At 42.2% G+C, this 24,993-nt stretch carries 19 protein-coding genes; 7 read left to right on the plus strand and 12 right to left on the minus strand.

The features are described 5' to 3' along the window. Positions 1 to 37: 37 nt before the first annotated feature. The 4 genes from GTQ48_RS13535 to moaB all read right to left on the minus strand — a co-directional run bounded on the left by GTQ48_RS13535 (position 38) and on the right by moaB (position 2,015). The gene (locus GTQ48_RS13535; RefSeq protein WP_163107143.1) at positions 38 to 511 is read right to left on the minus strand and encodes a molybdenum cofactor biosynthesis protein MoaE; all 474 of its coding nucleotides are present in this window, start codon (positions 509 to 511) and stop codon (positions 38 to 40) included. Positions 512 to 513: 2 nt separating this feature from the next. Further along, positions 514 to 774, minus strand: coding sequence for a MoaD/ThiS family protein (locus tag GTQ48_RS13540; protein ID WP_163107144.1), 261 nt, complete (start codon positions 772 to 774; stop codon positions 514 to 516). A gap of 67 nt (positions 775 to 841) precedes the next feature. Further along, positions 842 to 1,369, minus strand: coding sequence for a cyclic pyranopterin monophosphate synthase MoaC (gene moaC, locus GTQ48_RS13545; RefSeq protein ID WP_163107145.1), 528 nt, complete (start codon positions 1,367 to 1,369; stop codon positions 842 to 844). 139 nt (positions 1,370 to 1,508) lie between these two features. Then, positions 1,509 to 2,015, minus strand: a complete 507-nt coding sequence (gene moaB, locus GTQ48_RS13550; protein ID WP_163107146.1) for a molybdenum cofactor biosynthesis protein B — start codon at positions 2,013 to 2,015, stop codon at positions 1,509 to 1,511. Between the two features lie 139 nt (positions 2,016 to 2,154). Here moaB and GTQ48_RS13555 point away from each other — a divergent pair, with 139 nt between their 5' ends. Together GTQ48_RS13555 and GTQ48_RS13560 are read left to right on the plus strand one after the other, a co-directional pair. Next, positions 2,155 to 2,925, plus strand: coding sequence for a HesA/MoeB/ThiF family protein (locus tag GTQ48_RS13555; protein ID WP_163107147.1), 771 nt, complete (start codon positions 2,155 to 2,157; stop codon positions 2,923 to 2,925). Between the two features lie 54 nt (positions 2,926 to 2,979). Then, entirely contained in the window at positions 2,980 to 3,633 is a 654-nt protein-coding gene (locus tag GTQ48_RS13560) for a trimeric intracellular cation channel family protein (RefSeq protein ID WP_163107148.1), read from the plus strand. Positions 3,634 to 3,769: 136 nt separating this feature from the next. Here the strand turns inward: GTQ48_RS13560 and GTQ48_RS13565 are convergent, their stop codons facing one another. Next, the gene (locus GTQ48_RS13565; RefSeq protein WP_239060128.1) at positions 3,770 to 6,397 is read right to left on the minus strand and encodes a zinc-dependent metalloprotease; all 2,628 of its coding nucleotides are present in this window, start codon (positions 6,395 to 6,397) and stop codon (positions 3,770 to 3,772) included. A 403-nt stretch (positions 6,398 to 6,800) separates the two neighbouring features. After that, complete coding sequence (locus GTQ48_RS13570; RefSeq protein WP_163107167.1) at positions 6,801 to 7,877, minus strand: ADP-ribosylglycohydrolase family protein; 1,077 nt, start codon at positions 7,875 to 7,877, stop codon at positions 6,801 to 6,803. A gap of 683 nt (positions 7,878 to 8,560) precedes the next feature. Between GTQ48_RS13570 and GTQ48_RS13575 the strand changes: the two genes are divergently transcribed. Continuing rightward, positions 8,561 to 10,276, plus strand: coding sequence for an ankyrin repeat domain-containing protein (locus GTQ48_RS13575; protein ID WP_163107149.1), 1,716 nt, complete (start codon positions 8,561 to 8,563; stop codon positions 10,274 to 10,276). 431 nt (positions 10,277 to 10,707) lie between these two features. On the opposite strand, the gene GTQ48_RS17835 is transcribed toward GTQ48_RS13575, so the two are convergent. The 3 genes from GTQ48_RS17835 to GTQ48_RS13585 form a co-directional block, all read right to left on the minus strand. After that, complete coding sequence (locus GTQ48_RS17835) at positions 10,708 to 10,842, minus strand: MerR family transcriptional regulator (RefSeq protein ID WP_275405639.1); 135 nt, start codon at positions 10,840 to 10,842, stop codon at positions 10,708 to 10,710. Between the two features lie 137 nt (positions 10,843 to 10,979). After that, positions 10,980 to 11,999 (minus strand): capsular polysaccharide export protein, LipB/KpsS family, encoded by a 1,020-nt coding sequence (locus tag GTQ48_RS13580; protein WP_163107150.1) that lies wholly within the window; start codon positions 11,997 to 11,999, stop codon positions 10,980 to 10,982. 457 nt (positions 12,000 to 12,456) lie between these two features. Beyond that, positions 12,457 to 13,407: an SDR family oxidoreductase gene (locus tag GTQ48_RS13585; protein WP_163107151.1), complete on the minus strand. Its 951-nt coding sequence runs from the start codon at positions 13,405 to 13,407 to the stop codon at positions 12,457 to 12,459. Between the two features lie 233 nt (positions 13,408 to 13,640). Between GTQ48_RS13585 and GTQ48_RS13590 the strand changes: the two genes are divergently transcribed. Beyond that, positions 13,641 to 14,552, plus strand: coding sequence for an AraC family transcriptional regulator (locus GTQ48_RS13590; RefSeq protein ID WP_163107152.1), 912 nt, complete (start codon positions 13,641 to 13,643; stop codon positions 14,550 to 14,552). Between the two features lie 82 nt (positions 14,553 to 14,634). On the opposite strand, the gene GTQ48_RS13595 is transcribed toward GTQ48_RS13590, so the two are convergent. The 3 genes from GTQ48_RS13595 to GTQ48_RS13605 all read right to left on the minus strand — a co-directional run bounded on the left by GTQ48_RS13595 (position 14,635) and on the right by GTQ48_RS13605 (position 18,735). After that, positions 14,635 to 15,762, minus strand: coding sequence for a M14 family metallopeptidase (locus GTQ48_RS13595; protein WP_163107153.1), 1,128 nt, complete (start codon positions 15,760 to 15,762; stop codon positions 14,635 to 14,637). Positions 15,763 to 16,523: 761 nt separating this feature from the next. Further along, positions 16,524 to 17,177 carry a hypothetical protein gene (locus GTQ48_RS13600; RefSeq protein ID WP_163107154.1) on the minus strand — a complete coding sequence of 218 codons (654 nt, stop codon included), beginning with the start codon at positions 17,175 to 17,177 and terminating at the stop codon, positions 16,524 to 16,526. Between the two features lie 568 nt (positions 17,178 to 17,745). Continuing rightward, entirely contained in the window at positions 17,746 to 18,735 is a 990-nt protein-coding gene (locus tag GTQ48_RS13605) for a proline iminopeptidase-family hydrolase (protein WP_163107155.1), read from the minus strand. Between the two features lie 774 nt (positions 18,736 to 19,509). Between GTQ48_RS13605 and GTQ48_RS17940 the strand changes: the two genes are divergently transcribed. From GTQ48_RS17940 to GTQ48_RS13625, 3 genes are all read left to right on the plus strand, one after another. Continuing rightward, positions 19,510 to 19,764, plus strand: coding sequence for a Fic family protein (locus GTQ48_RS17940; protein ID WP_416359968.1), 255 nt, complete (start codon positions 19,510 to 19,512; stop codon positions 19,762 to 19,764). Between the two features lie 347 nt (positions 19,765 to 20,111). Beyond that, positions 20,112 to 20,723 (plus strand): tyrosine-type recombinase/integrase, encoded by a 612-nt coding sequence (locus GTQ48_RS13620; protein WP_203565232.1) that lies wholly within the window; start codon positions 20,112 to 20,114, stop codon positions 20,721 to 20,723. Between the two features lie 342 nt (positions 20,724 to 21,065). Continuing rightward, positions 21,066 to 24,698: a YobI family P-loop NTPase gene (locus GTQ48_RS13625; RefSeq protein ID WP_163107156.1), complete on the plus strand. Its 3,633-nt coding sequence runs from the start codon at positions 21,066 to 21,068 to the stop codon at positions 24,696 to 24,698. Positions 24,699 to 24,993: the final 295 nt, after the last annotated feature.

The raw sequence follows: 24,993 nt of genomic DNA on the forward strand, positions 1-24,993 counted from the left end.
GCTGTTACCAATAATGTGAGTAAACGCGTTACTGCCCTCAACGCTCAGACATCCACTTTAGCGCAGCAGCGTCATCCGAACCTTTTGCTTCAACCCACGTGGAATTATCGCCTTTAAACTCTTTTTTCCACAAAGGGACCGATTGTTTGAGCATGTCCATTAAAAAGCATGCGCCATCAAATGCTGCCTGCCTGTGCGCAGCGGCGCAGCCTACCCAAACAATTTGCTCGTTATTATAAATACGGCCTACTCGATGCACCGCACCGGCACTGGTAAGTGAAAAGCGCTCTATCGCCTTGTCTATCAAAGTAGACAGCGCTTTTTCAGTCATGCCTGGATAATGCTCTAGCTCAATACCGTCAATATCACCAGCGTTGTTAAAGTCTCTCACTAAGCCGGTAAATGTGACGATAGCGCCCGTATTACCTATCGTTTTAGCAGAAGCCTGTGATTGCAACTGAGCATATAATTCGCCCTGGTCGAAGTCTTGCTCTTGAATGTAGGCAAACATCTTCAGCCCCCGGTAACAGGAGGAAAAAAAGCAACTTCATCGCCCGGGCTCAACACGGTGCTGCTGTCACACAACTGCTGGTTTTTAGCCGTTAAAATGCTGCCTTCTAATGCAAGAGCCCAGTTTCTATCTAACTCTCTTAACTGCGCTATAACGTGGGCAATTGTCGCCTCCGTATCGCTATCGACAACAACATCGATACTTAAGGTGGGCGTTTTCGAAATTTCACGGGTTTGAGCGAATGTTTTCACCGTTATCTGCATGCTGTTCCTATGCTAAATGAATGTATGCGCGCTTTACTGACGCCTATTGTGACGTTATCGGCATGTGTCACTGTTGACTTACTTCACTGCTCAATTCATTGCTCACTTCACTGTTAGTCCAATGGCCCGTTTTTCCGCCTTTCTTTTCAAGAACGCGTACGCCTTCCATATGCATAGTCGGGTCGATGGCTTTGCACATATCGAACAAGGTGAGTAGCGCCACATTCACGCCGGTCAACGCTTCCATTTCCACACCTGTTTTACCGCTTAGCTTGCAGTAACAGGTAGCTCGTATCCGCTTTTCTTCGGGCTGAACATCAAAACTCACGTCTACTTTAGATAATGCCAGTGGATGGCAAAGGGGGATCAAATCACTGCATCGTTTCGCGCCTTGAATACCGGCAATTCTTGCCACTGCAAATACATCACCTTTCGCTATTTTGGCTTCGCTTATTTGCTGGATAACACTGTCGCTAACATAGAGAAAGCCCTCTGCAGTTGCTTCTCTTTTTGTTACGCTTTTATCACTTACATCAACCATGTTTGCCTGACCACCGGCATCGATGTGGCTGAATTTACCCGAAGATTCGCTCATGCTGTTTTCCTGCTCAGGGCTGTTTTCCTGCTCAGGGCTGTTTTCCCGCTCAGGGCTGCTTTCCCGCTCAGGGCTGTTTTCCCGCTCAGGGCTGCTTTCCCGCTCAGGGCTGCTTTCCCGCCCAAGGCTGTTCCCGTATTCACAGGGTCACCAAGTGTTTAACGAAGTTACATGGTTTAAAATCCACATCTAACTGGCTGGCAATAATTCGCTCCCACCCAGTTCTACATGCACCTGTAGAGCCTGGCAAACAAAAAATCACCGTGTTGTTAGCAAAGCCAGCGACAGCTCTAGATTGAATAGTAGATGTGCCAATTTCTTCATAGCTTAACTGGCGGAATAGCTCTCCAAAACCATCAACCTCTTTGTCGAACAATACGCTAATCGCCTCTGGCGTGGAGTCTCTGTGGGTGAAGCCGGTACCGCCAGTTATGAGTATGCTGTGAATGTTACTATCTGCAATCCAAGAGGACACAACGGCTCTTTGCTGGTAAATATCGTCTTTTACTAGCTCTCTAGCAGCAAGGTTGTGCCCTGCATCAGTCAATGCCTGAGTTAAATAATCTCCAGACTTGTCGTTATCAAGAGAACGGGTATCTGAAATAGTGAGTACGGCAATATTGAGCGGCTGGCTAACAGCAGACATATAAATTCCTAATTTGCTATGCGACATCGTGTCTGGCTTTGATAAAGTATAAACTTCCCTGAAACCAGCACAATTTTTTGTGAGTAGACACTTTATAAGGGTGTACCCCATGAATTCAATACTTAAGTTGACTTAACCTATGCGTAAAACACGACACAGAGACCTGACTGACGAACAAGCTATGCGCTACAACCGCCATATTGTTCTGCCAAGTGTGGATTTAGACGGGCAAGAGGCGCTGCTAAATGCAAAAGTGCTAATTGTGGGTATGGGCGGCCTAGGTAACGCCGCAGCCATGAACCTCTGTGCAAGTGGTGTTGGCACCCTCACCCTTATTGATTTCGACAACGTAGAATTAACCAACCTTCATCGCCAAACGCTCTTTTCTGAAGCTGATGTATCAAAAAGTAAGGTACACGCCGCACAACAGCAGCTTGTGCAAATGAATACCGACTGTGAAATTCATGCCGTTAATGGAGCGTTTGGCGAAGAACATGAAAGTCTCGTGAACTCCTGTGATGTGGTGCTTGATTGTACCGACAACGCCACAGCTAGAGACCTTATTAACAAGCTTTGCTACGCCGCAGGTACGCCCTTAGTATCAGGCGCTGCTATTCGCTTTGAAGGGCAGCTATTTGTTGCCATTCCCGGCAAGAGTCGCTGCTATGGGTGTTTACGCCAGCTATTTACAGCGCCAGACTTAAGCTGTGTAGAGTCGGGAATATTTTCACCCGTCGCGAATATTGTGGGCACCTATCAGTCTTTACTTGCTATGCAGGTACTCATGCAATTTGACACAATACCATTAAACACCTTAATGACGTTTGACGCCCTAGAGCACGAGTGGCAACGCTGGCAGCTACCCGATACAACAGAATGTGACATTTGCGGACCCGCTTTCGCCAAGTAGAGCATAAAAATTGCATTAGCTGCTCATCGAAACACGCTTGTAAAAGGATGTTAAATGACAGCAGAATATTTTTTGGTGCTTGGCTTAATTGGGGTGGCATTTTTTGCAGTAGCAGGCGCACTGCTTGGCTACGAAAAAAATATCAGTGGCTTTGGCGTTGTGGTGGTTGCCACCGTTACCGCACTGGGTGGCGGTACACTGCGAGATATTTTGCTAAGCAAGCCCATATTTTGGATTGAAACGCCGGATTATTTATACTCAACCTACGCTGCCATTATTGCTACGGTTTTGCTTATCCGCTACCTCCCCTCCGTCAACAATTATTATTTTTTGGTGGTAGATGCTATCGGCATGGCCATCTTTAATATTATGGGTATCGAAAAAGCACTCATTAGCGGTTCGGGGCTGGTGGTTGCCATTACGATGGGTATTACTACCGGAATATTTGGCAGCCTGATCCGTGATGTTATATGTCGGGAAGTGCCATCGGTAATGCGAAACGAACCTTACGCGTCAGCCTGTTTGGCGGGCGGTCTAGTCTATGCCGCCTTATTTAGCCAAGACATAAGTTACATATGGTGTATTTTAGGTTCTCTTATTACAACCATTTCTCTTAGGTTGGGCTCGCTACATTGGGGGTGGCACATCACTATCTTCAGAAAAAAAGATCGTGAAGTTTCACAAAAAAGTGAAGTACAAAACAGCTAAACCACCTCATTAACTTGCATGTGTACAAGCTTGCTGTATCCCAAAATATTAAAAAGCCGGCACTCACATATGATAGTGCCGGCTTTGCTAGGCTTTTGAAAAACTATTTTAAAAGCGTCGGTAACCTTAGGTAAGGCTAAGACTTACTTTTATGAAATGCTCTTTCAATACGGTCGGTAAGGTAGAATTTATGAACCTTACTCGCTCTATCACCCCGTGAGTTATCGACTAAATCACTAATCCTGTTCAGCTCATAAAGCGCAGCTGCTTTGGCCAAATGATCATAGTTGCTGGCTTTTTCTAAACCACTAATTTTAATCAACTGCTCCACATATTCCGTTTGCAGGTTTCGGCGATAGCTATTTACGTCACGCTTAATATCAGCCTCAAAAATTCCTTTGGTGAGCTCTCCCATCATTTGCTCAAGACTGTACTCGTTGCCATAAAGCGCAGTATCACTCATTCGCATTTGAACAGCAGGATGAAGCAAATGGGTAAGCACATTCTTTTGTGCCCCTAACAGCATTTTGTGTGGCTTAGGATCTTCGTTTTTCCCCATATTGTCGAAACCGCGTCGCTGACGCTGAATGTAAGCAAATAGCGGTTCCATGGTTTCGATAGCATTAGGCGCAAACACAAACTCGCTAAGTGTTTCCATTGCTCGCTGCTGCAGCGCCTTAGGTACAGGTGTAAAGGGCTGTTCGTAACCTTCTTGCCCCACAAACGTGCGGTCTACATAGACACCGCCTACATAACGAGAAACAACACTAGCCTGACGTGCAAACTCACCAAATACTGCGTTAACACCCACAGCGAGGTCGTTGTGCGAACGATTATCAGCGAGTGTTTTATCTTTAATTTCTGTGGCTGTTGACTTAATAAGCCCAAACCGGTCTCGCGCGTATTCAACTGCATCGCCCGACATATCAAAGATATTGATTCGTGGGTCGAGATGCCGCCCTGGCGCTCGCATGTCATCAGCATCGTTACCGAACGCCAATTCTGGTTCTGCGCTGCGTGACAAAATAGCTTGCAGTCGTTTCTCTTCGGCTTCTGGGTCTGCTAGCGCAGTAGAGTAACCGTATTCAATTGCCCAATCATCATAAGGCCCGGGCTTTTCTGTGTAGAAATCGCCTTGCGAAACGCCATCAGGCGCAAAGTTAACCGCCGGATAATCCATTACCGAGCCTGCCAAAATACCTTGTGTAACCGACGCGTCATGGGCTTCATCATGACCGTGTAACTGAGAAGCTTTCATGTTGTGGTTAAGCCCTAGGGTATGACCCACTTCATGCAAAATAAGGTAATGCATGGCTTGCCTAAGAAGCTTGTCTTTTTCAATATCCCCCATCCCTTTTGCCAGTGACGCGTATTCACCAAACAGCAGTCCAGCATTAAGTTCGTGACCTAATGAACAGTATTGCGCGGCATCATCACCTAACGACGAGGGCATTTGCGATGAAAGAGAGCTAGCGCCGTCGGTAAACATTTCTCCTGCAATCCAGCGCCCTTTCATAAAGCTGTATTCCAGCATAATATCAGAGGCAATAATTTGTCCTGTTAACGGGTTGGCAACGCTTGGCCCGTAACCGCCAAATGGGGGTCTTGGCGATGACGTCCAGCGCAGCACGTTGTAGCGCACATCTTCGGCTTTCCAATCTGCATCATCGGGCTGAATACGCACTTCGATGGCATTGCTAATACCGGCTTTTTCAAACGCCGAATTCCAACTTAACGTTGCATTACGTATAGTGTCTCGCCACTCTACTGGGGTTGTATTTTCAATCCACCAAACTATGGGCTCAACGGGGTCTGACACTGCCGCTGTAGGGTCTTTCTTTTCTAAATGCCAGCGGTTTATTACATCGCGACCGATGAAGGTTTGATCAGTGGTTAAATCGTCAAATTGTTTACCAAAATAACCAATTCTTGGGTCGTCTCTACGGGATGCAAAGTTATTATCGGGCAGTTCAATAAAGGCATGCTGTAAACTAATTGTGGTGTAGCGAGGGTCGGTAATATAGTTGCCCCCACGTACCTTTGGAGTGTCATTTTCAAAAACGTAATCAACCACGATGTGGGTGTTTGCAGGGAAGTTGTCGATAGCAGCAATTTTAGTTTTATCATCGCTAAGCTTACCTAATTTAAAGCGTTTCTTCTCTGCTTCTGGTCTTGATGACGGCATTGGCGCTACGCGGTGAAGCTTTTGATTTTTCACCACGTCTTCTAGCTTTATGGCTATGCGACCGTCTTCCTCATTCACAATTTTAGTGGAAACCAGCACAGCCTCGCTGGTATTAGCGTTGGCGGCTTTGCTTATGGCGTTGTCAGGGTCGAAATAATAGCGAGGTGTCATTGCCACAATTTCAATGCGATCAAAAACACGACGCATTTCAATGAGGCGATGTTGGCGAAAACCGCCGCGAAAATGCCCTGCATCCACCACACCTTCAACAGTATTGGCAAAGTATAAAAACGGTTTATTCAGTTTAGCTTCATCGATAACCATTAAAGCCGTGCCGTCTTCGCTGTCTTGATACACAGGCAGATAGCCATCGTAAGCAATTTTATCTTCTAGGCTTTGAGCAAGGGTTTGTTCTTCAGCGCTCTCGTCTTTAATCTCTTCCTTAATTTCTTTTTTGATTTCTTCTTTGGCCTCTGAAATCGACTCTTTACTTTCGTCTTGAGCATAGACGTTGTGGCTTATTGCTGACGTACTCAATAAAGCGATCATCAGCGCTTGGTTTATTTTATTGAATTTCATAGAGTTTCCTGTCTGACTATTTTTATCGTTATGATGTAGGCTTTTTACACTACTTTATTTAAAGTTATTTTTACACTTACTAAAACGTTAAGACCTAGTATGGAGCATATCAAAAAGGTTGTTTTGTAAACTATCGCGTTTTGCTGCCAATAGACCGTTGGAAATGTTGCAAAATGTGTCAACGCTGACAATTTTGTCGCTTTTTCGCACTAAACTTATGCGTAACTTTCTTACCGCAAAAGCCAAGGTATAGTGTGTTCTTATGGGGTTCATAAACAAAGGCGCCCTGAGTGAAGTATCTACTCAAGGCGCTTGAAGTTGGCATTCCTCTATTAGAAACTATCTATTGAAAAGCCTGTTTCAAAGCCCATTCAAAAAAGCTGATTCAATAGACACGCATTTATCAAAGGGGCTTGCCCGCATGGCTAATTTCAGTACTCAATTGCTCTGCATCGCTTAGTTCACTGTAAAGACTGTCAATTGGCTCTCCAGCCATAAGCCCTACGATACTGCCTAGCACAAAGCCTCTGTGCACATTGTCTCCGCCCACATTAGTATTAGCGAGCAGTGCTTTTTTGCTGTCATCACTATAGCGATAAGCGAAGTAAAGAATACTCGGCCACGCACCTGAGATATAGCATGCTGGAGAATAGGTATGCCCCACTACTTCCATGTCACTTTTCTTCTTTGCAACTAACTTAGGTAAAGACAAACCCATTGACCGTGTAGCAATATCTTCGAGTATCTCCTGCGCCGATTCGCCTTCTTGGTGTAATAGGCGAAATAACAGTTCAACATAGAAATCGCACACCATGGCTAAATCATCACTAGGGTGAGTTAGCATTAAGTGTTCTCTGCATACTCTTTGTGTCGCGTTCAGTTCGTCGCCGCGCACGGCCGCGCTAAGCGCGAGTGGCGCAATGGTAACAAACCCGCCTATTGAGGCAGTATCATGGGTTACTGCACCGCATTGATGGGCAGGCATTCCAGCCTCTAAATTGGCAAAAAAACCGCGATGATAAGACTCAGCATAGGTGTCAGGGTGTTGCGGCTGGCTTGCGGTTAGCATTTTTATATATTCGTCTAGAAACGTATCGCGCTGATAGCCCCTTGATAAGCATCTCAACATTACTCTGGCGCAATGGGCATTTAACGTATTCTCACCGGCCTTCATACCTTGATGGTAGTGTTGATTCGCGCCCGTCCAATATTGCCGTTTACCTTTCAAAATCACGTCACCAACAATCTCTTTTTTAGCCTGACGCGACGCTCTTGCCCTGCCCCCTTCACTGGTAGAGTGCAGAGACATTATTGACGAGGGATGGTACGAAGGCGCATCTTCAAACTTTACAATGCCGCCATTAAACGCTTTGAAGATATCACCTGGGTTGTAATACCAGTGGACCGGCATAGCCAAGGCATCACCAATAAACGCATTTTTTAATGCGGCCTCAAAGCGCCTCTCAAGAACGCTTTGAATTGCTGAAGGAGTATTTTCCTCTTGTTGTGGTATTGAGCTTTCTGACGATGTAGCCAATGCTTTGTCTCCTAATCTAAACAAATTGTTTCTACCGCCCTTTTGGCAGAACAAACTGACAATTTGAATGCGTTGTTCTTTTCGCAAATAGACGAAGTGCAGTGATAGTTGCAATAGTGATATCTGGAAAAAGTTTTTATAGAAAAAGTTATACGCAGAGTTGGATAAGAATGATCGCATCGCCGAATATCAAGAGAATAAGACCTGATACTCGATTACGCTATTCTTTTTAAAATGAGGGCAGGCCCCTGCCAAGAACTGTCTTATTGGTTCTTAATTGAGAAGCTGCAGGGTCCATCGATTGAAACTAAGACAAAGCGGACATTAATAGATTTCAGGTCCACTCAAATTTTTTGGTTGTGGTGTGTCTACTTAACTAGTGGCGGTTCTGGCTCTAATCTATCGGATTGTCATCGCCTAATTTCAAAATTAGATCCTTCAATGTGGTCGGTTGATGGTTACTGCCATGCTTTCTATCTAGATTAAATTAACTTTTTAACGGTGCTTCAACGCGTGTAGCCCAAATCATTGAACTTAACACCCAAACTAAAAAAAGTTTGAAGATATTATTCTAACTCATGTATAACTTCATAAAAAATCAATAAAAACAATCAGGGATAGATATTATGAGCAAAGCGAGCCCACTTAAATCTTTTTCCGCAGCTTTTGTAGGTATGGCATCTCTCGCTGCGATAATTCAAGACGTTTTAATGCCATTAATAAAAATCGGGTTCCTGGCAGGGGTCTTCTGCATTTGCCTCTCGATACTGTTTTCATTTGGACCGGATAAGTCCGCTTGGGGTACTAAAATACGAGAGCACTATCCGTATTGGAAATGGGGGGTAGTCATCGCCACCTTATTACTAGGTTTGATAGTTCTTGGGGCATCCGAATATTCGAAGACTAACGGCAAGAAGATGGTCGTTGCTGCTAAGTCGGAAGACATCGCGGAAGAAATTGAAAAGGGCAAAGACGTTGATGATTTTGAGCACCGTTCCGGTGGCATACTCGCTAAATACATTAGTGATTTAACTTCTCTTCAAAAAGCCATTGCTAGCGTTAATGACAAACAATTAAAAACACTAGCAGAAATCAAAGAAATTAAAGCATCCATTGTCGCCATGCATGAAGATGTCAGGCACATTAAACAAACTACTGAAGATACTAATCGTGTGGTAAAAGACACCAATTTGGTTGTCAAGGATACGAATACAGTTGTTAAAGACACGAATGCAGTTATAAAAGATACCAATATAGTCGCTAAAGACACACATGTAATTGTTAAAGATACAAATATGGTGACGAGAGCGACAAAGGCAGACACAGAGAAACTGCTGTTAAGAACCGAAAAGACCCCTCATGAAACACTAAGTTCCAGAGGGTTTCAAAATGACTCCACTTCATTTCTTCGAGCTCTAAAAGTATTGCGAGGCGATAACCTCAAAGAAATTTTATCGTTATTTCATGCTGTCGGCTATGACCCGCTAGAAAAACATACGAACTGGCAGACTGTGGCTTCAATCGGTTTCATACAAGGACTGACAGACACCTTAGGAACTGAGTTGATGTATGCTCCATCGACATTAACTACCTTTTCACTCCTTTCTGCTTCCGACATTGAAATAAATAATATCATTCTTGTTTCAGAGATATTTGGAATACCAATCAATACAGCAACAGATTCCACTGAAACCACTTATGCTAAAAACTTAAATCCCTCTGGAATACAGATGGGAGTGCAAGGTCATCCCAACCCTGAGGCAGCTAGTGGATGGCCTTATAATTCACTGATTAGCTATTATCAGGGGTACACCAATAATGTGAGCAACCAAATAGGCAATTGGACACTACTTCATACCGCGGCCTATTTCGGTAAGTATAATAATATTGCGCCTCTTATAGAGGCTGGTTTAGATCCAAATCAACAAACGAGTGCTGGGCATACCGCACTTTCACTACCATTCGAATATTTTTACAAAAAAGACCGCGAACATATCGCGCGAACTGTAGATGCTCTAATCAATAAAGGAGCGGATGTCGACGCCCATAATCAAGTTGCACTTATTACAGCGGCAATGTCTGGACTAAACTCCTTGAAATATACAGAAGCAAAATTCGAGAGAGGTATAGGGATCAAACCTATCTCGCCAAACACGAAATATGAAATTTCAAAGCTTGGCGTATATGAGGCTATGATAAGAATAAAACGTTCAAGCTCTGGAATATCGAGGAAAGTACGCAATTACGTTGTAAATACTACTGAGAGAGTTGTAGAAGGAGGTCACTACGAGCAACCTCAGAAAAAAATGGCACTCTCGTTTGTAAAAACAGCTTCTCGGTAACATCGACAAAACTTTTCAGCATGGCCTTAAAGAAAGTGAGATTAGAAAAATCCTACCGTTTTTATAAGCATCAGAATACGTAACGATATAGTCTCGCAGTACAGCTATATTTTGGTTCTGGTTTTACTTTTCCTTGATAGGTTTTAAAAGCTATGAAATGAGTTGTTGCCATATTAAATACCCGAACGACCGTTCTTTGTTTTGAGCCGTCGTTCAAAAGCAAGGTATTCTGCGAAGATTCACTCATTGCAAGCGTCAACTTAACTCTAGGCCACAGTCACTCTATTTCATCAATTAGCCTAGTAACAAATGTTCAAAGAGCGAATATTGAGTTGTTTAATGACAGGGCTGTTGCGCCCTAAAAGTAAAGTGCCAGAACCAGCTTAAGCTTCTAAAACTCAAACTGTCAACACTCATTAAAATGCGCGAGCTTACTGCAACTTAATAAACTCTTCTTCGTTTTGTTTAAGTGAGTTTTCTGAAAAAAAGTGCAAAGTGCGCACACGTACTCCGCTTGCCTTACTCAACTGCCCAACACTGTAATTGTCTTTTTTTGCTATCTTCATGACTAATTACCAGAGCTTGTCGTTTTATAACGTGAGTTTCCTCAAGCAATACTGTGAAGTACTACCTGAGGTGAGGGTCAACCTTTTTAATTATATAATGTTTAAGAACGATTTATCTTTAAGAACAGGGATGCAAATCAATGCTGTGCTGCCACGCTTTTTGAAAGCAAATCTTGTTGCGTTAAACGCTTGGTTAGCGCATCAACGTGAGCATCATCAAACTTATTCCAAGCGGTGGGAATAACATAGTGTTCGTATAAGAAATGTAGAAAACCATTTTTGATTTCGGGCTCGCCATAGCAGGTATCAAGTTGATTTAACTTTTTAAGCAGTGCTTCTTCAGATTCAATTGACTCACACACACCATGAATGCCGTAGCACGCTTTCCCCATTGTCATTACAGATTTTCCTAATAGTAATGACTCAATACCCACGGTTGAGTTTATTGTTAGCACGGCTTGAGAACGCTCGATTAATTGCTGTGTCTCGCACTGATTAGCAAACACAATTCGAGGATGGCGATTATGCAAATCATCGTGTCGCTTTGACTCGGAAGGATGCTCTTTAATAACAATATGTAAATGAGGGTTATCTGTTTTATCAATGACGTTTGCAAGATGCTGGTATAGTTGCCCCATGCATTTTATCCAAGGCGAATTTGAAATAATTTGACTGTCAGTTTCAACCTGAAAGGGCACGAAAATATACTGCTCAGGCAACGACTCTGCATCCACTCCCTTTTGTTTCTCTGCCACAGGAGATCTTGGCACCAAGGTGCGAGGAAGTGATTTTGCACTATTGAATTGGCGGTAAAATTCACCCTCTTTAGGAAGAGAACTTTTGCAATTTACACCAGACCAGTCGCAGGTTGTTGAATTGGGCAATAAACCGTTTTCAAAATAAACTACCTCCTTTCCCAATACTTTCGCAGCTTCTGCAATTGACGAACTGGGCAGCTTTTGACCGTTCCAAACGCCGACTACATCCGCATTTGACTTAACGATTAAGTCGATACTCTTTGCTATATCCAGCATGATGATAACGCGCATCACAAATCGATAGATTGCCCATAAAAAAGACTTTGATACAGTGGTGTGTGATGCCGCTTTTTTGGCAAGATAGAAATGTAAAAGCGCATTGATGTCGGTTTGTTTCACTAGCTTTAAATGCTTTAAATGAGACGGCAAAAAAAGATGTTTATTTATCTTTATCACGTCAACATTTAAACTGCTGCGCGAAGCAAATCCTTTAAAGTATTTTATGTGCGAGCTGCCTCTGGCAATAAACAAAAATTTGCTGTCGCTTTTTACGTTTTTGACTGTCTGAACTTTCATAAACACGTTTCACTTTTAAACTCTGATACGTATTTATAAATGCTTTATGTTGCCGAAAATTGACAAGTAAACAAAATGTCGTGGCATCTACCTACAGTGTTATTCTAGGCTTAATAAAGTTGATTAACGCAGTCACTCGCTCAGATACAGCCGACGACTTGTAATAAACAGCATTTACCAACTCTCGCTCGTTGCCAGACACTCTGAGAGCATCTAGTCGCTTTACAAGCTTTACAGGCTCAATGTCTTTATTACTATGAGCCCTGACAAGCAATGCTGACTAAATCGTCCAATGCATAGAAGTTTCGTGCTCCGACAGCATCCAAAGCTTAGTCATTACATGTTTATCTAGAACGAATGGCTCCAGCTTACCCTCGCCCACCGGCCCACCAAAATTCATAAAACCTGTAGGGCCATAATATGCTCGCTCTTTAAGGTTTTCTTCCGTTGCGCACATTACCTCGGGGTATGCGCCTTTTTCTGCGCTTTGCGCTAAACCTAGCTTAACCATGATGGCCCAAGACATTCGGGTTATCTTGTTTGCACTTTCTCGTATTAACGAGGTGTTTGAAGCACCGGGGTGACACACATACACCTTTACATTTTTCCCCGCAGCTTGAACTTTGTTTTGCAGTTGGTATGCAAACATCATTTGCGCAAGTTTACTTTGACTGTACACCTTGTTGGGGTGGTAGTTTTTATCCCAATTCATATCGTCAAACTGAATAGTTCGTAAACCCATCTTATGGCCTTCGCTCGATACCACAACTATCCGTCCGTGCGAGGCATCAATCCTATTGAACAGTAAACCGCACAGTAAAAAATGGCCGTAATGGTTTACTCCTAGCTGACTTTCAAAACCATCAGCAGTCAATTGCTGTGTAGCTACCTGCGCGATAGCACCATTACAAATTAGCGCATCTATCTTCGTAACTAATTTAAGTACGTCTTCAGATGCCCGCCTTATGGACGCCATATCGGCCAAATCCATGCACACAAAATCAACATCTGCACTGTTACCAAATTCACTTTTTAATTTTGTGACTGCCGCATTAGACTTTTCGGCATTTCGGTTTAGCATCACCACCCTAGCGCCTGTTGAAAGCAGTATACGTGTAGCCTGAAACCCAGCCCCTGTATTAGCACCTGTAATGAGATAGGTTTTACTTTCAAGAGAGCTCAGGCGCTCTGGGATCCACCCTTGTTTACCAAACTGTTTATTTGAAGTCATCACTTACCTTTGTTTAAAAAAGTTTTATCACATTAAATCTTTGGTGTGCCTTAACGATAAACAAACGCCATAGACACCAAATCGAATAAGTGACACTATAATGACTATACACATTGATAAATAGGCGAAATTCTCTTTAAAAACTGCCTATTTGTATCACCAGAAATAAATTCAGCCTACTCTTTACAGATTAACCAGTACTTCTAAAAAAAAGTAACAATAAGTTTTTAAATATGAGCAAAGTCTTAATTAAACAAATCATAAATAGCAAAGCGAATGAAAACGGCCTGATAGATACGGGTATTCACGGCTTGAAATTGTTTAAGATAACAGAGTCTGTTCGCTGTGCGCCTGCGGTTTATGAACCGTCGATAACAGCAATTGTGAGTGGAGATAAAGAAGCTATAATAGATGGCAAAAAGCATTTTTATGATAGCAATGCCTACATAAGTTGCACCGTACCGCTTCCTGTTGAAGCAGGAACCCCAAGCGCGTCACCTGACAATCCGCTCATTGGTGTCTATATCACGTTAGATACTCGAATGATGACAGAGCTTGCCATTGAAATGGAAAGTACATCTACAGCTCGACATAAAACAAACGAAAATAGCCATGCCCAAGGGCTTTCCATCGCAGCGTGGGATGAAGACTTTACCAACGCACTCATCCGATTATTAGCGTTAGACGATAAACCGGAAGATATAAATATATTGGGCAAGGGCCGTTTAAGAGAGCTGTATTACGCCATATTAAAAGGTGAAGCAGGTGGATCGGCTAGACGGGCATTTGGGGTTGGAAACGCCATACCTCGTGCCATCGACTTTTTATCATCAAATTTACAGCATACCGTTACTATCGACGACCTCGCCTGTCATGTGGGCATGAGCAGAGCGGTTTTTCATCGCAAATTTAAGCAGGCAACTAACCTATCTCCAATTCAGTTTATAAAATCCATGAGATTGAACAATGCGGCAATGAGAATAGCTGAGGGCACAAACGTAAGCGTCGCGGCTGAGGACGTAGGGTATGTTAGCTCGTCACAATTTAGCAGAGACTTCAAACGTCTTTACGGCGTAACGCCAAAGCAGTGGGGGCTAAATCAAATACGCAACCGCGTTAATGAGCAAGCAAAACCACCAATATAAATTGGTGGTGTGTTACAAACCGCGCAGCTCCTATAGATTGAGCTATCAGCATGAACTTACAGTAGTAGTTGCTAACAAGAGCTTACAACTCAAAGTAGTTAGTAAAACATTTGAACAGCTGGGTACCGCTTAGTACTGAGGCTGAAGGAAAATTCAACATAGGGATAAGATCGCACGGAGCGTGCAACATCCTGCTGCCTTGGCTATTGTCCAATTCATCAATGTCGAGTATTTGTGCTAACGGCTCACCTTTTTGCACTTTTTGCCCAGGCTTGGCAATGTACTCCACCATGCCGCCAAAATCAGAATATAAGGTTTTGTAATCTTGCAGATAAACACCTAATCTCGTCATTTCAGCGGGTGTAAAATCACTATTCACCAATACGCCTTTGCCGTTGAGGTAACTCAATATACTGTGGGCATCCACACTGCCCTCGCCAAAGTTAATCACTTCTTGGCTTCCCATCTCAAGAGTAAATGCTTCTACGTTACACTGTATGTTTCGCCCTAGATTTTGCCTAACAGAGTCTTGTAATGTCCACCAAGGGCAAAACGTCGCTTCATCAAGTGCACCGGCAAATACATTTGGTATAAAAATATTGTGAGGAATATTGAAGAGCAACGCACTGTCTTTTGCGTATTCAGGAATATAGATATGCCGCGTTGACACAGGCCCGTTATGTAAATCGAGTACGAAGTCTGCATTTACCGCAAGTTGCTGCAGCTTTAAGTTTAGTTGTTGAGCTAGCCCAAGTCCCCAAGGCTCTGCAAGCTTCTTCCCAATTGATGCTAACAAGTGAGCGCGAAAACGATGTTTAATCACATCAACAGGCTCTTCAGGTGTCACGGTTTTGGCAAATTGTTCTACCGCGGCTTGGTCGTAAAAATAGCCACGATTCCAATTAGTACCATTAACGGGGTCAAAACGACCCAATGTGTATTCGCCCGACTTAATGTTAGTGCCTACAGGGTTGCAGTTAGGGACTAAGATAATTTTTCCTCTAATATCGGTATTTTTTAGTTCCTTGATCAGATGATAAATCACCACGTTACCCTGCACTTCAGCGCCGTGAATAGAAGACTGAATGTAAACAGTGGGCCCAGGTTTGCTGCCAGAAAAGGTATACACAGGCACGTTTAAGTTACGGCCTGATGCGTTTTGAGCAACAACTAAATATTCTTTTTTTAACTGCGTATTATTAGCGGACATATTCACTCTGACATCTTTAAGTTTTTGGAGCGCTGCTGGCCCCCTTTTTCGTCGCTGTGCAACTTAACACAAATAGAACGGCGCTATTAGGGTAAGAATACCTGAGAAAGGTAAAGACCGACCATGCTTGTTTTTGCAAACCATCTCTGCGAAAGCACGCAGAGTAGCACCAAGGTGGAGATTTTCAACCATTGGCGTGGCTGAACGTAGTATTTTAAAACTGGTATCGTTTAATTATTACTGCCAGGCCGCTACTGGTTTTAAGAGGTAATTACTGGCATCAAAATTTGATTACGGGTAATTTTTTAAGCTATGCTGAGAGAAGTTCTCAACAAGGAGTTTATTATGCAGGAATTGTGGTTTTTACTACCCATGTTGATATTGGTCGCAGGTTCTCTATTTATAATAAATAAAGCGAATCATGATGATTGATTTGCACTTTATAGCCTAAGACGGGTTTTATCAGTTTTGTCATTATTCTACGTTTCAACTTGTCCGAAAAGTACGTAAAGCAGCCCCTCGGCCTCGGTTACAACCAAGGACAGCAAAGAGCGATAACCGGACATACGTTTTAGCTAACGCGTAGGGCAAGTTCACGGCAGTTGCTGCTGTACGCTATTCAAAGTTGCACGGGTAGAATTTACCGCTCACAACACAGAGCTGCCCTAAAATATCACTACGAAGAAACGTCATACAAAACTTCCACAATTCGACATTTCAACATACCAAGCTAGATAGAAGGACAGTTGTCATAGTGAGTATCAAATAGCTTTCATCCGTCTTAGACTAACGATGGCGCACAACCCTAGGCTAAATAATAGAAGAGTTTCTGGAGCTTTAACAGCCGTTGCGTTCCATCGAACATCATCTACCCAAAACCAAGTAGAGTTAGTTAATTCAGTAAATCTGATACGATCAAATTCACCTGAAAACAAGAACTGAGTTGCACTACCAACGGTATTCCGAGAAATATTCAACTGAGCTTGTTGAGTTTGCCCGAGAAACGTCTCGTATAGATAGTTAGCGGCATTATTAGTTCTGAACAAGAAGCTTAGCTCAGTGACAGTGGCGTCGAATATCATATCTACGATATTGACCTCGTTGTCTACACTGCAAGATGGGAAAACACCAATCATTAACCAAGCAGAACCTGTTAATCCACCCACATTGCATGAGCCGTTAATATTTGCGGTAGGACCTCTGTTTCCGCTTATTGCATTAAAAGTAATTCCATTAGAACTAAATTCATCAGTAACAGCAATAGAGGTTGCTCCTGATCTGTCGAAACCCTCGAAGTTCTCAGGATTATTAACGATTGTATTTCCGAAAGAAATTAAATTTGCGTTGACACTAAAACTAGCGCTCAACGCAATAACAGTTAACGCATACACAGATTTTTTTATTTTATTTAACATTACTTCTATTCCCAAACGATGCAAAAAAGGTTTCACTCATACTGCACCGGAGCAAATTTTATGCCTAATCGTAAATCACTGAAATGTACAATTTTTTTAATTTAATAATTGTGCTGTGCAAAGAAATCTGACACAACAATAGCTTACCAATGTAATCCAGTGGATTCTTCCTTGAACTTGATACAGGCAATTGTGACAAAAATAAACCTATCCTACGACTGGCTGAATGTGCGTTTTTGAATGGGACTTGCCAGTCAATAAATTGGGTTAGAACACTAATTCCTGCAAAATATCGTGTTCAGAAGTAACGTCCGTTGTCTGCCCAAAGCGCCAGTTCAAGGATTGATGTTCCTATGTCCGGTTATGGCACAAAGCAGCACTAGGGTTTTTAAAACCTAAGCGACTGCTCCTTGTCTGTATGTATCGTTGGCCTGCCCTTGGGCGCATGGAGCGCTCATAATTAGAAAGTTAAACGAAAAGCTTGTTGTAGAAGTTTAGGGTAGCTAGTTTTCCTACCCTGCACATTCAAGATGCTGTAATTAAGGTTCAACCAAAGATATAAACCACATTAATTTGCATCCTTGCGCCTTAACCAACTGCGCAACAACGCCAGTGTCACTATAGGTCTGTCGTCGTAAAAACCATGTGCCCCACCCGGCACCACGGCCAGTTCGGCGCCGGGCGCTAACGCGAGATAATCTTGAACGGTATCAATGCGTGCTGAATCGTACTGACCAATCATAAACAACGTTCTAGCAGGGTCAATATTGGTTAGCAAATGGGTGGCGTCGTAGTGCTTCAATACACCCGTAGACAAAAATTCACTTGGCCCCCACATGGCATTGTAAATCACCGGGTTGAATCCATTCCCCCCAACGTTTTCTTCATAAGAGATAATCGCTTCATTGGGCTTAACTGGCGTGTAATAAGCAGAATACAACTTGATATATGCAGCATTGCATACTGGTGCTTCCGGAGGTTGAGATGATTCACATTCTTTAAGGGTGTCTTGTATTTTTTGAGGGGCTGCTTTTACCAACAAGTTAGCATCCATGATCCAGTGTGGCGTAGAAATAAATGTGCCGCCAAGCACAGTCGATACTGTGTGCTGTGGATATTTTGCTGTGTACTCCAAGGCAATGGCTGAGCCCCAGCTATGTCCCACCAGATGCCATCTCTCAACTTTTAAATGCTTGCGAATAGCATCCAATGATTCAACAAAACGTTCAACACGCCAGTTTATTGGGTCGTTTGGATGGTCTGATTTTCCGCTGTCGAGTTGGTCATACATGATTACAATGCGCTCGTCTGCCAGTTCAGTCATGCCTACAAAGCCATTGTGTGTACCGCCAGGACCTCCGTGAATAAACACCACTGGAATGGAATCTGTGTGTGTGACGCCGTTAAGCCTGACATAAACGTTCCCGCCTTCAACGGGAACCATGAGTTCCTTATCTGCTGTAACCACGGGGTATTCAGCGTATGCACTGAATGCCAACAATGAAAGACATAGTATATTTAATAAACGAGACATCAGGTAGTAAAAGGTTTTGTACATGATTAATTCCTAAAGTATGAATAAAGTGAAATATTCATCTTAGTAGTATGCTTTACTCGGGATATAACACTAACACAAGCGCGTTCGCATACTGGTGTTTTAGCGCCAAACAGTGGATTGAAACAGGCGATACTAATGTTCGGGGTCTTTGGCGCAGAGTATCGCTGGCGAGCTTCAGCACAAATACATCTGAGTGGGAAACCCTTATTGACTTTGACGCCCTTGCTTGATGAATTTCTTTTCGACATCACATGGCAATGATTTAGCTTGATGTTACTGCATTTTTTTAAATTTAGGGTAGTATCGCTCAACGAGTTGAAACAGTAATGTCTGCTGTGGACGGGAACGTTTATAGGTACGAAAGTGAGTTGCTAGCAATGGCGCCCTCACTAGGGACTGGTATCTCAGTGTGCAGATGATTTAGTTGATAGTCTACAGTCCTTTGAGTTGGAAAAATTCCTTGCATCAACGTCCGGTTATTGTCTTTTGTTGCCTGAAGAGGCAATTTAGCTTGGTATGTGTGCATATGATACCAATAGTCTTGGCTTAATATGTTTCTCCTAAAATCAGGTGTATACTATCGACCTAGTTATGAGAGGTATTTATGAATACAAAAATTGAAGTTTACGGTGTTAAAGCTGTTCAACGCCCCAAAGTTCCAGCAAGAAAGAAACTTGACCTCTCTGGTGAGTTTGGGCAACAGATCGTGAAATCCGAAACTAAGCTAGTGCTAAGAACACACAAGCGTACGTTCGAAAAACTCGCTTACATGTAATGGAGCTTATTTTTTTCCCCTTCGAGCGCGTTATAGAGATTAACGCCTACATTCTCGAAAACGAGCCTGGTATGAAGGGGGCCGCTGATATCAATAAGCTTCAGGGGGCGCTAGGCAGGATTGATAATGCTATTGTTTATTTAGGCTTGAATGATGTTTTCGAAATAGCAGCAAAGTATGCTTCCTCTATTGCACTTTCTCATTCGCTTCCTGATGCAAACAAACGGACTGGTCTCGCTGTAGCTTTGGAATAGTTATCTCTCAATGATTATGAATTAATTGCTGATAACGAATTATTCGCAGATGCCATCAGAGATTTGGTTGTGGGCAAAATTGGTGAAGCGGATTTTGCTGACCTTCTTTATGCTCAGTATATTTCTGAACAAAATCAAAATAGTTAAAATTTCATGCAGTTTACTTTGGCCATACCTGCGCAAGTAGGGTAAAGAAAGCACAGTATATAAGAAATCATATAGCTTCTCAGTCTGATGGTTGAGCAATGCTGAATTCCCGGTAAAAAAATCTGTCAGTACCATTATTCAAACCATAAACTTTGGCCGGACTGCCATAATTATGTTTCCTATTAAATAGGAGACAAATCATGGCAATTAAAATCCATACACCTTGGAACAAAAATCGTATTATCGGTCAGAAAAAGCCTCTTCAGATATCACATATATGGGGTATCCGGATTCGCTTAGAGCTTGAAGGACGGACTCGTGATCTAGCACTGTTCAACCTTGGTCTTGATAGCAAACTACGAGGTTGTGACCTTGTTAAACTCAAGGGCTCCGATGTCGTTTGCGGACGCTCAGCTCTTAGGCGCACGCATGTCGTTCAGCAAAAAACAGGTAGTCCTGTCCAATTTGAGATAACACCAAACACGGGAGAATCGATATTGGCTTGGGTAAAGAAAGCTGGATTAAAACCCTCTGATTATCTTTTTAAGTCCCGTATACATAGCGCTGAGCACATATCAACTAGACAATATAACCGCATTTTTCACGGATGGATTGAAAAACTTGGTCTAGATACATCTCTCTACAGCACCCATTCAATGCGCAGAACCAAGCCTTATCTGATTTACAAGAAGACTAAAAATCTCCGGGTAGTTCAACTCTTGCTGGGCCATAAAAAGTTAGAGAGCACTGTTCGCTACTTAGGCATTGAGGTGGACGACGCTTTGGAAATATCGGAATCTATAGAAGTTTAGGCTGTAAGGGGCTGCCTGTGCAGCCCTTGTGTACGTATAGCGGACACTGGCGTTACTAAAAGCCAACTTCTGCAATCAGCGAAGTGGTAGTCACTGGAAGGGGGAGTTTGTCGCTTTGCCACAAATTGGTAAGAATAGTAGGGCTTTAATTTTTATCTGCAACCTTGCCTTATTTGTTGTTATTCTTTTAAAAAGAAAAAAATGTAGGTTAGTCAGTGTACTAGTACAATCAGTGGACTAGACCAGCTATATTAAATCTTTTAGTCAGCCACAATTTTCAGTGGGAGTATTTCAATCCACCCTAGGATGACTATTTTTTGGAAATATTAGTTAAGGGATTTCATGGACCAGAATAAAAAAAAGCACGAATGGTTTGTTGATCTAGCGCCCGTATCACGTAGTAAAGATGGTTGCATTTATCAGTCGGCGTTAAATTTTGGCATTAAGGATAGAGATATCTACAACATTGCTCTTACGGGGCCATACGGTTCGGGGAAAAGTAGTGTAATAAAGGGATATAAAGAAAACTGTCCTGATGATGTGAAATTGCTAGAGATTTCACTGGCTTCTTTTGAAAATGAGCAACCCTCTGGAGCTGAAATTGAGCTCAGTATTTTGCAGCAAATGATCTACAGTGCTCCTTCTGATGCCTTACCATATTCTCGTTTTAAGCGGATAAAAACGCCCAAGAAACCTATTATTAACGCAACGGCCATGACGCTGTGGATCATTGGTGCGTTGATCCTTTTTCAGTACAGTAAACAAATATTTTCAATACCACTGTGGAGTGGTGCATTTTATGCGCTGTTCTTTTTTGTCACGGCATTCATTTTTAGCAGTTGGTGGTTGATTAAACATTTTTACTTGAGTGCATTCGGTGCAACGTTCAAAAAGATATCTCTAAAAAATATTGAGGTAGAAAAAGATGTGGATTCAGCATCCATTCTCAATAAACATGTGGATGAGATACTCTATTTCTTTGAGCAGACCGAGTATAACTTAGTCATCTTTGAAGACCTTGATCGTTTTGACTCGCCCGATATATTCATAAAGTTGCGTGAACTCAATACCCTAATTAACAAGTGTCACAGTGTCGGTAACGGCAGACATGTGCAGTTTTTATATGCGTTAAAAGACTCCACATTTAATGAGCGGCAGAGAACCAAGTTTTTTGATTTTATCATCCCTGTTGTTCCTGTGATCGGTACAGCAAACTCTCTAGACGTCATAACCCAACGCTGCAAGTCATTACCAGAACTTAAGCGGCCTCTAAATCAAGATTTTCTACGAGACGTGTCTGATTTTTTAAATGATGCGCGTCTAATACATAATATTTTTAATGAGTTTGTCATCTACGTTCAGGAGATTAACGATAAGAATATTGATCCTACATTTCTACTGGCACTCATGATTTATAAAAATGTATTCGGGAAAGATTTTGAAGCGCTACACGACTCTGAAGGTGTTTTTTATGATTTGGTAAATTATAAAAAGGCGCTTTTGGAATGTAGAAAATCAGATTTTAAGGCGGAGCTATCAAAATTAAAAAAATTAATTGAAGACGTAGATAACGAGCGTGCAAGATCTGAATCTGAGTTAGTAAACTCTTACGTTGGAGAGTTGATAAAACACTCACCAAATCCCGTTTTGGGGGTGAAAGTGAATGATCATTTTTATCCATTTTCGAGAATGAACACCTTTAAAGATATCGAACCACTTTTAGGACAAAGAAACATTGGTTTTGCACAGACTAGCAACCATGGCACATTTAGTAGTGGAAAGTCATTTGCAGAAATAGAGAAGAAAATAGATCCTAATTTATCATTAAATGAAAGAGTCAAGTTGGTAGGGAAAAAATCATACAAAGCCAAGGCTACGATCAACAGTGAGATTGCTGATATTAAGGAGCGTATTCAAGAGTTAGAACAACTTAAATTAGCCGATTTCCTACGCGAATCACCAAAGTCAATGGATCAATTTACTTCTAAGCTGAAGGTTTTTTTTCATAGCTATCAGGATCAAGGCAAAGATATCTCTGATGTCGCACCCATTAGATTGTTTCGTTTCCTTATCTTAAGTGGCTATCTAAATGAAGATTATGCACTATATATTGCAATCTTCCGTGAAAGAGACGGATGGAGTGCTAATGACAGGCTATTCAATACCATAATGAAATCACGTGATGCGGCAAAACCGGATCTAGTCATTGATCACCCAAAAGAAGTATGTGTACGCCTGAAAAATAGCGACTTTTCAAGTAATTATGTATTAAATGTGTATTTGTTTGACTATTTATTGAATTCGTCAGAATCGGAAAAAGATGGGCAATATTTAGCGCTTAATTATGTCAAAAATTCATTTAATTCGAATGAAACTCAGGACTTCTTTTCGCTTTATTTTAGTAAAGGCAAACGATTAAAAGAATTGTGCAACGCATTACTCGAAACATGGACCGAGTATTTTGATGCTGTTATTAATGGTAGCAATACTGATCAGCACATAGCTATAATATTGGATTGTGCAGATATGTATCTGATAGAGCATCATGAAGGGGTAGATGAATTAAGGCGATATCTTGGAGAAAACCTTGCAGCAATTTATGCCAACAGCAGCGTATCGGCTCCGGGTACATATAGTTACGATGTGCTTAACATCATTGGTATCAAAGTCTCAGATCTGACATCGATTTCAGAAAATCCCAGTCTATTAAGTTTTATACATGCCCATCTTCTTTTCAAAATCAATATGTCAAACATACACGTAGTGCTCGGTTTAAGTGCGAAAAATACCAGCGAGATGTATTCGCATACGTATTACTTACTCACTGAGTGTGATGAGAACGTCACTTCTTATGTGAATGATAATTTAGCGGAATATCTAGAAAGGGTGATGCTGTGTAATGAGCAAAACCGAGAAGAGCCTGATTGGGTGGTCAGCATGATCATTCAGGATCAATCGCTATCCCCTGATTTGAAAAGAAGGGTAATCTCCCATCAAAATCACATTTTCAGGAGCCTCGACAAGGTTAGAGAAGAGCTTTGGCAACATCTTCTGCAAGAAAATAAGGTTGCTCCTACGTGGAGTACGATATTCCAATGCTTTATGTCACAGCAGGTAGACAATGCTCTTGTAGTGGCATTTATAAATGAGGACAAAGCCAGTCAAGCACTGCGAAATGATAAGTTTAGAGTCGAAGGAAGTGATGAGCAGATAAGTAATTTTAAACGGTTCATCTATAACTTGGACGAAGTTCCAGACAATATTTATGAAAGACTGAATCTTGGTTTAAATAAGACATTGAGAGGTTTTCCGATAGTATCCAACAGCAAGAAATTGCTGTTGGTCGTGCGGGGCCTATTGTCATTTAACCAAGAAATCTATGAACAGACCGAGGACAATCCTGAGCTTCGGGTTGCGCTGATCAAGCAACACTATTCAAAATTTCAAAAAGAAATCGATATCTATGCCGGCGCAATTCAGCATGATGTTGCGCTTGAGTTATTCCAAGATCAAGAACTACCAGAAGGTTTTAAGATAGAGCTGAGTGGCATATTGAATGTTGAAATACTAGGTACGAGTGCTGAGTTATCTAATCTTGTATCACCTTATTATCTGAAGGTTGATGATTCTCGCTTGTCAATGGAAGTGATACAGCGTTTGATGGTAGTCGTAAAAGATCAGGACGTTGGTATTGGACTATTCAAAAAGTTTCTTGAGAATTGGGCCGAAGATGAAGCGAAAGAGCTTCTCATTAGAGTCGTGAAGCGTTGGAGTAAGAAAACTGTTATGAAGGCTATAGAGCTATTCCCATCTGCAATTAGCACTCTTGGAAACTACGGAAAGCAGCCTTCGATCCCATATACTGAAGTGAACAATCGGCTTGTAGAAGCGCTTCAGGAAGCTGATTGTGTGGGCAAGGTCAAGATTCAAGGGAGTGAGATTAGAGTCTATACAAAGAAGATTAGGCCAGTTTAGTGAACGGTTTAGTTCATACAGAATGGAATAGACCGCATCAACTCCAAATTAAATGCCTGAAATTGGCACCATTCGTAAGCTCAAAGCCTTTAATCCTGAATGTCCGCTCCTTGTCTCTTGGTGTCCGTCAGTATTCGACATCGGGCCGAACCTTACGTGAAGCGGACGGTGTCCGTCCGGTAATCCCCACATTCAATTCATAAATTAGCTACGGCATGGTGTTCTTTTTTTGCTAAGGAGAATACCCATGCAGCGACACCAACGAAGAGAAGTGCAAGACTGGCTCAATTTATTT

The sequence above is a fragment of the Alteromonas genovensis genome, from assembly GCF_010500895.1.
GTDB classification, from domain to species: domain Bacteria; phylum Pseudomonadota; class Gammaproteobacteria; order Enterobacterales; family Alteromonadaceae; genus Alteromonas; species Alteromonas genovensis.

Bases quoted from the DNA above. Each gene is read 5' to 3' on its own strand.
- GTQ48_RS13600 (WP_163107154.1), bottom strand. From the start codon at position 17,177: ATGTTAAATAAAATAAAAAAATCTGTGTATGCGTTAACTGTTATTGCG.
- GTQ48_RS13620 (WP_203565232.1), top strand. From the start codon at position 20,112: ATGGCAATTAAAATCCATACACCTTGGAACAAAAATCGTATTATCGGT.
- GTQ48_RS13535 (WP_163107143.1), bottom strand. From the start codon at position 511: ATGTTTGCCTACATTCAAGAGCAAGACTTCGACCAGGGCGAATTATAT.
- GTQ48_RS13605 (WP_163107155.1), bottom strand. From the start codon at position 18,735: ATGTACAAAACCTTTTACTACCTGATGTCTCGTTTATTAAATATACTA.
- GTQ48_RS13625 (WP_163107156.1), top strand. From the start codon at position 21,066: ATGGACCAGAATAAAAAAAAGCACGAATGGTTTGTTGATCTAGCGCCC.
- GTQ48_RS17940 (WP_416359968.1), top strand. From the start codon at position 19,510: ATGGAGCTTATTTTTTTCCCCTTCGAGCGCGTTATAGAGATTAACGCC.
- moaC (WP_163107145.1), bottom strand. From the start codon at position 1,369: ATGAGCGAATCTTCGGGTAAATTCAGCCACATCGATGCCGGTGGTCAG.
- GTQ48_RS13555 (WP_163107147.1), top strand. From the start codon at position 2,155: ATGCGTAAAACACGACACAGAGACCTGACTGACGAACAAGCTATGCGC.
- GTQ48_RS13565 (WP_239060128.1), bottom strand. From the start codon at position 6,397: ATGAAATTCAATAAAATAAACCAAGCGCTGATGATCGCTTTATTGAGT.
- GTQ48_RS13595 (WP_163107153.1), bottom strand. From the start codon at position 15,762: ATGTCCGCTAATAATACGCAGTTAAAAAAAGAATATTTAGTTGTTGCT.
- moaB (WP_163107146.1), bottom strand. From the start codon at position 2,015: ATGTCTGCTGTTAGCCAGCCGCTCAATATTGCCGTACTCACTATTTCA.
- GTQ48_RS13540 (WP_163107144.1), bottom strand. From the start codon at position 774: ATGCAGATAACGGTGAAAACATTCGCTCAAACCCGTGAAATTTCGAAA.
- GTQ48_RS13590 (WP_163107152.1), top strand. From the start codon at position 13,641: ATGAGCAAAGTCTTAATTAAACAAATCATAAATAGCAAAGCGAATGAA.
- GTQ48_RS13575 (WP_163107149.1), top strand. From the start codon at position 8,561: ATGAGCAAAGCGAGCCCACTTAAATCTTTTTCCGCAGCTTTTGTAGGT.
- GTQ48_RS17835 (WP_275405639.1), bottom strand. From the start codon at position 10,842: ATGAAGATAGCAAAAAAAGACAATTACAGTGTTGGGCAGTTGAGTAAG.
- GTQ48_RS13560 (WP_163107148.1), top strand. From the start codon at position 2,980: ATGACAGCAGAATATTTTTTGGTGCTTGGCTTAATTGGGGTGGCATTT.
- GTQ48_RS13585 (WP_163107151.1), bottom strand. From the start codon at position 13,407: ATGACTTCAAATAAACAGTTTGGTAAACAAGGGTGGATCCCAGAGCGC.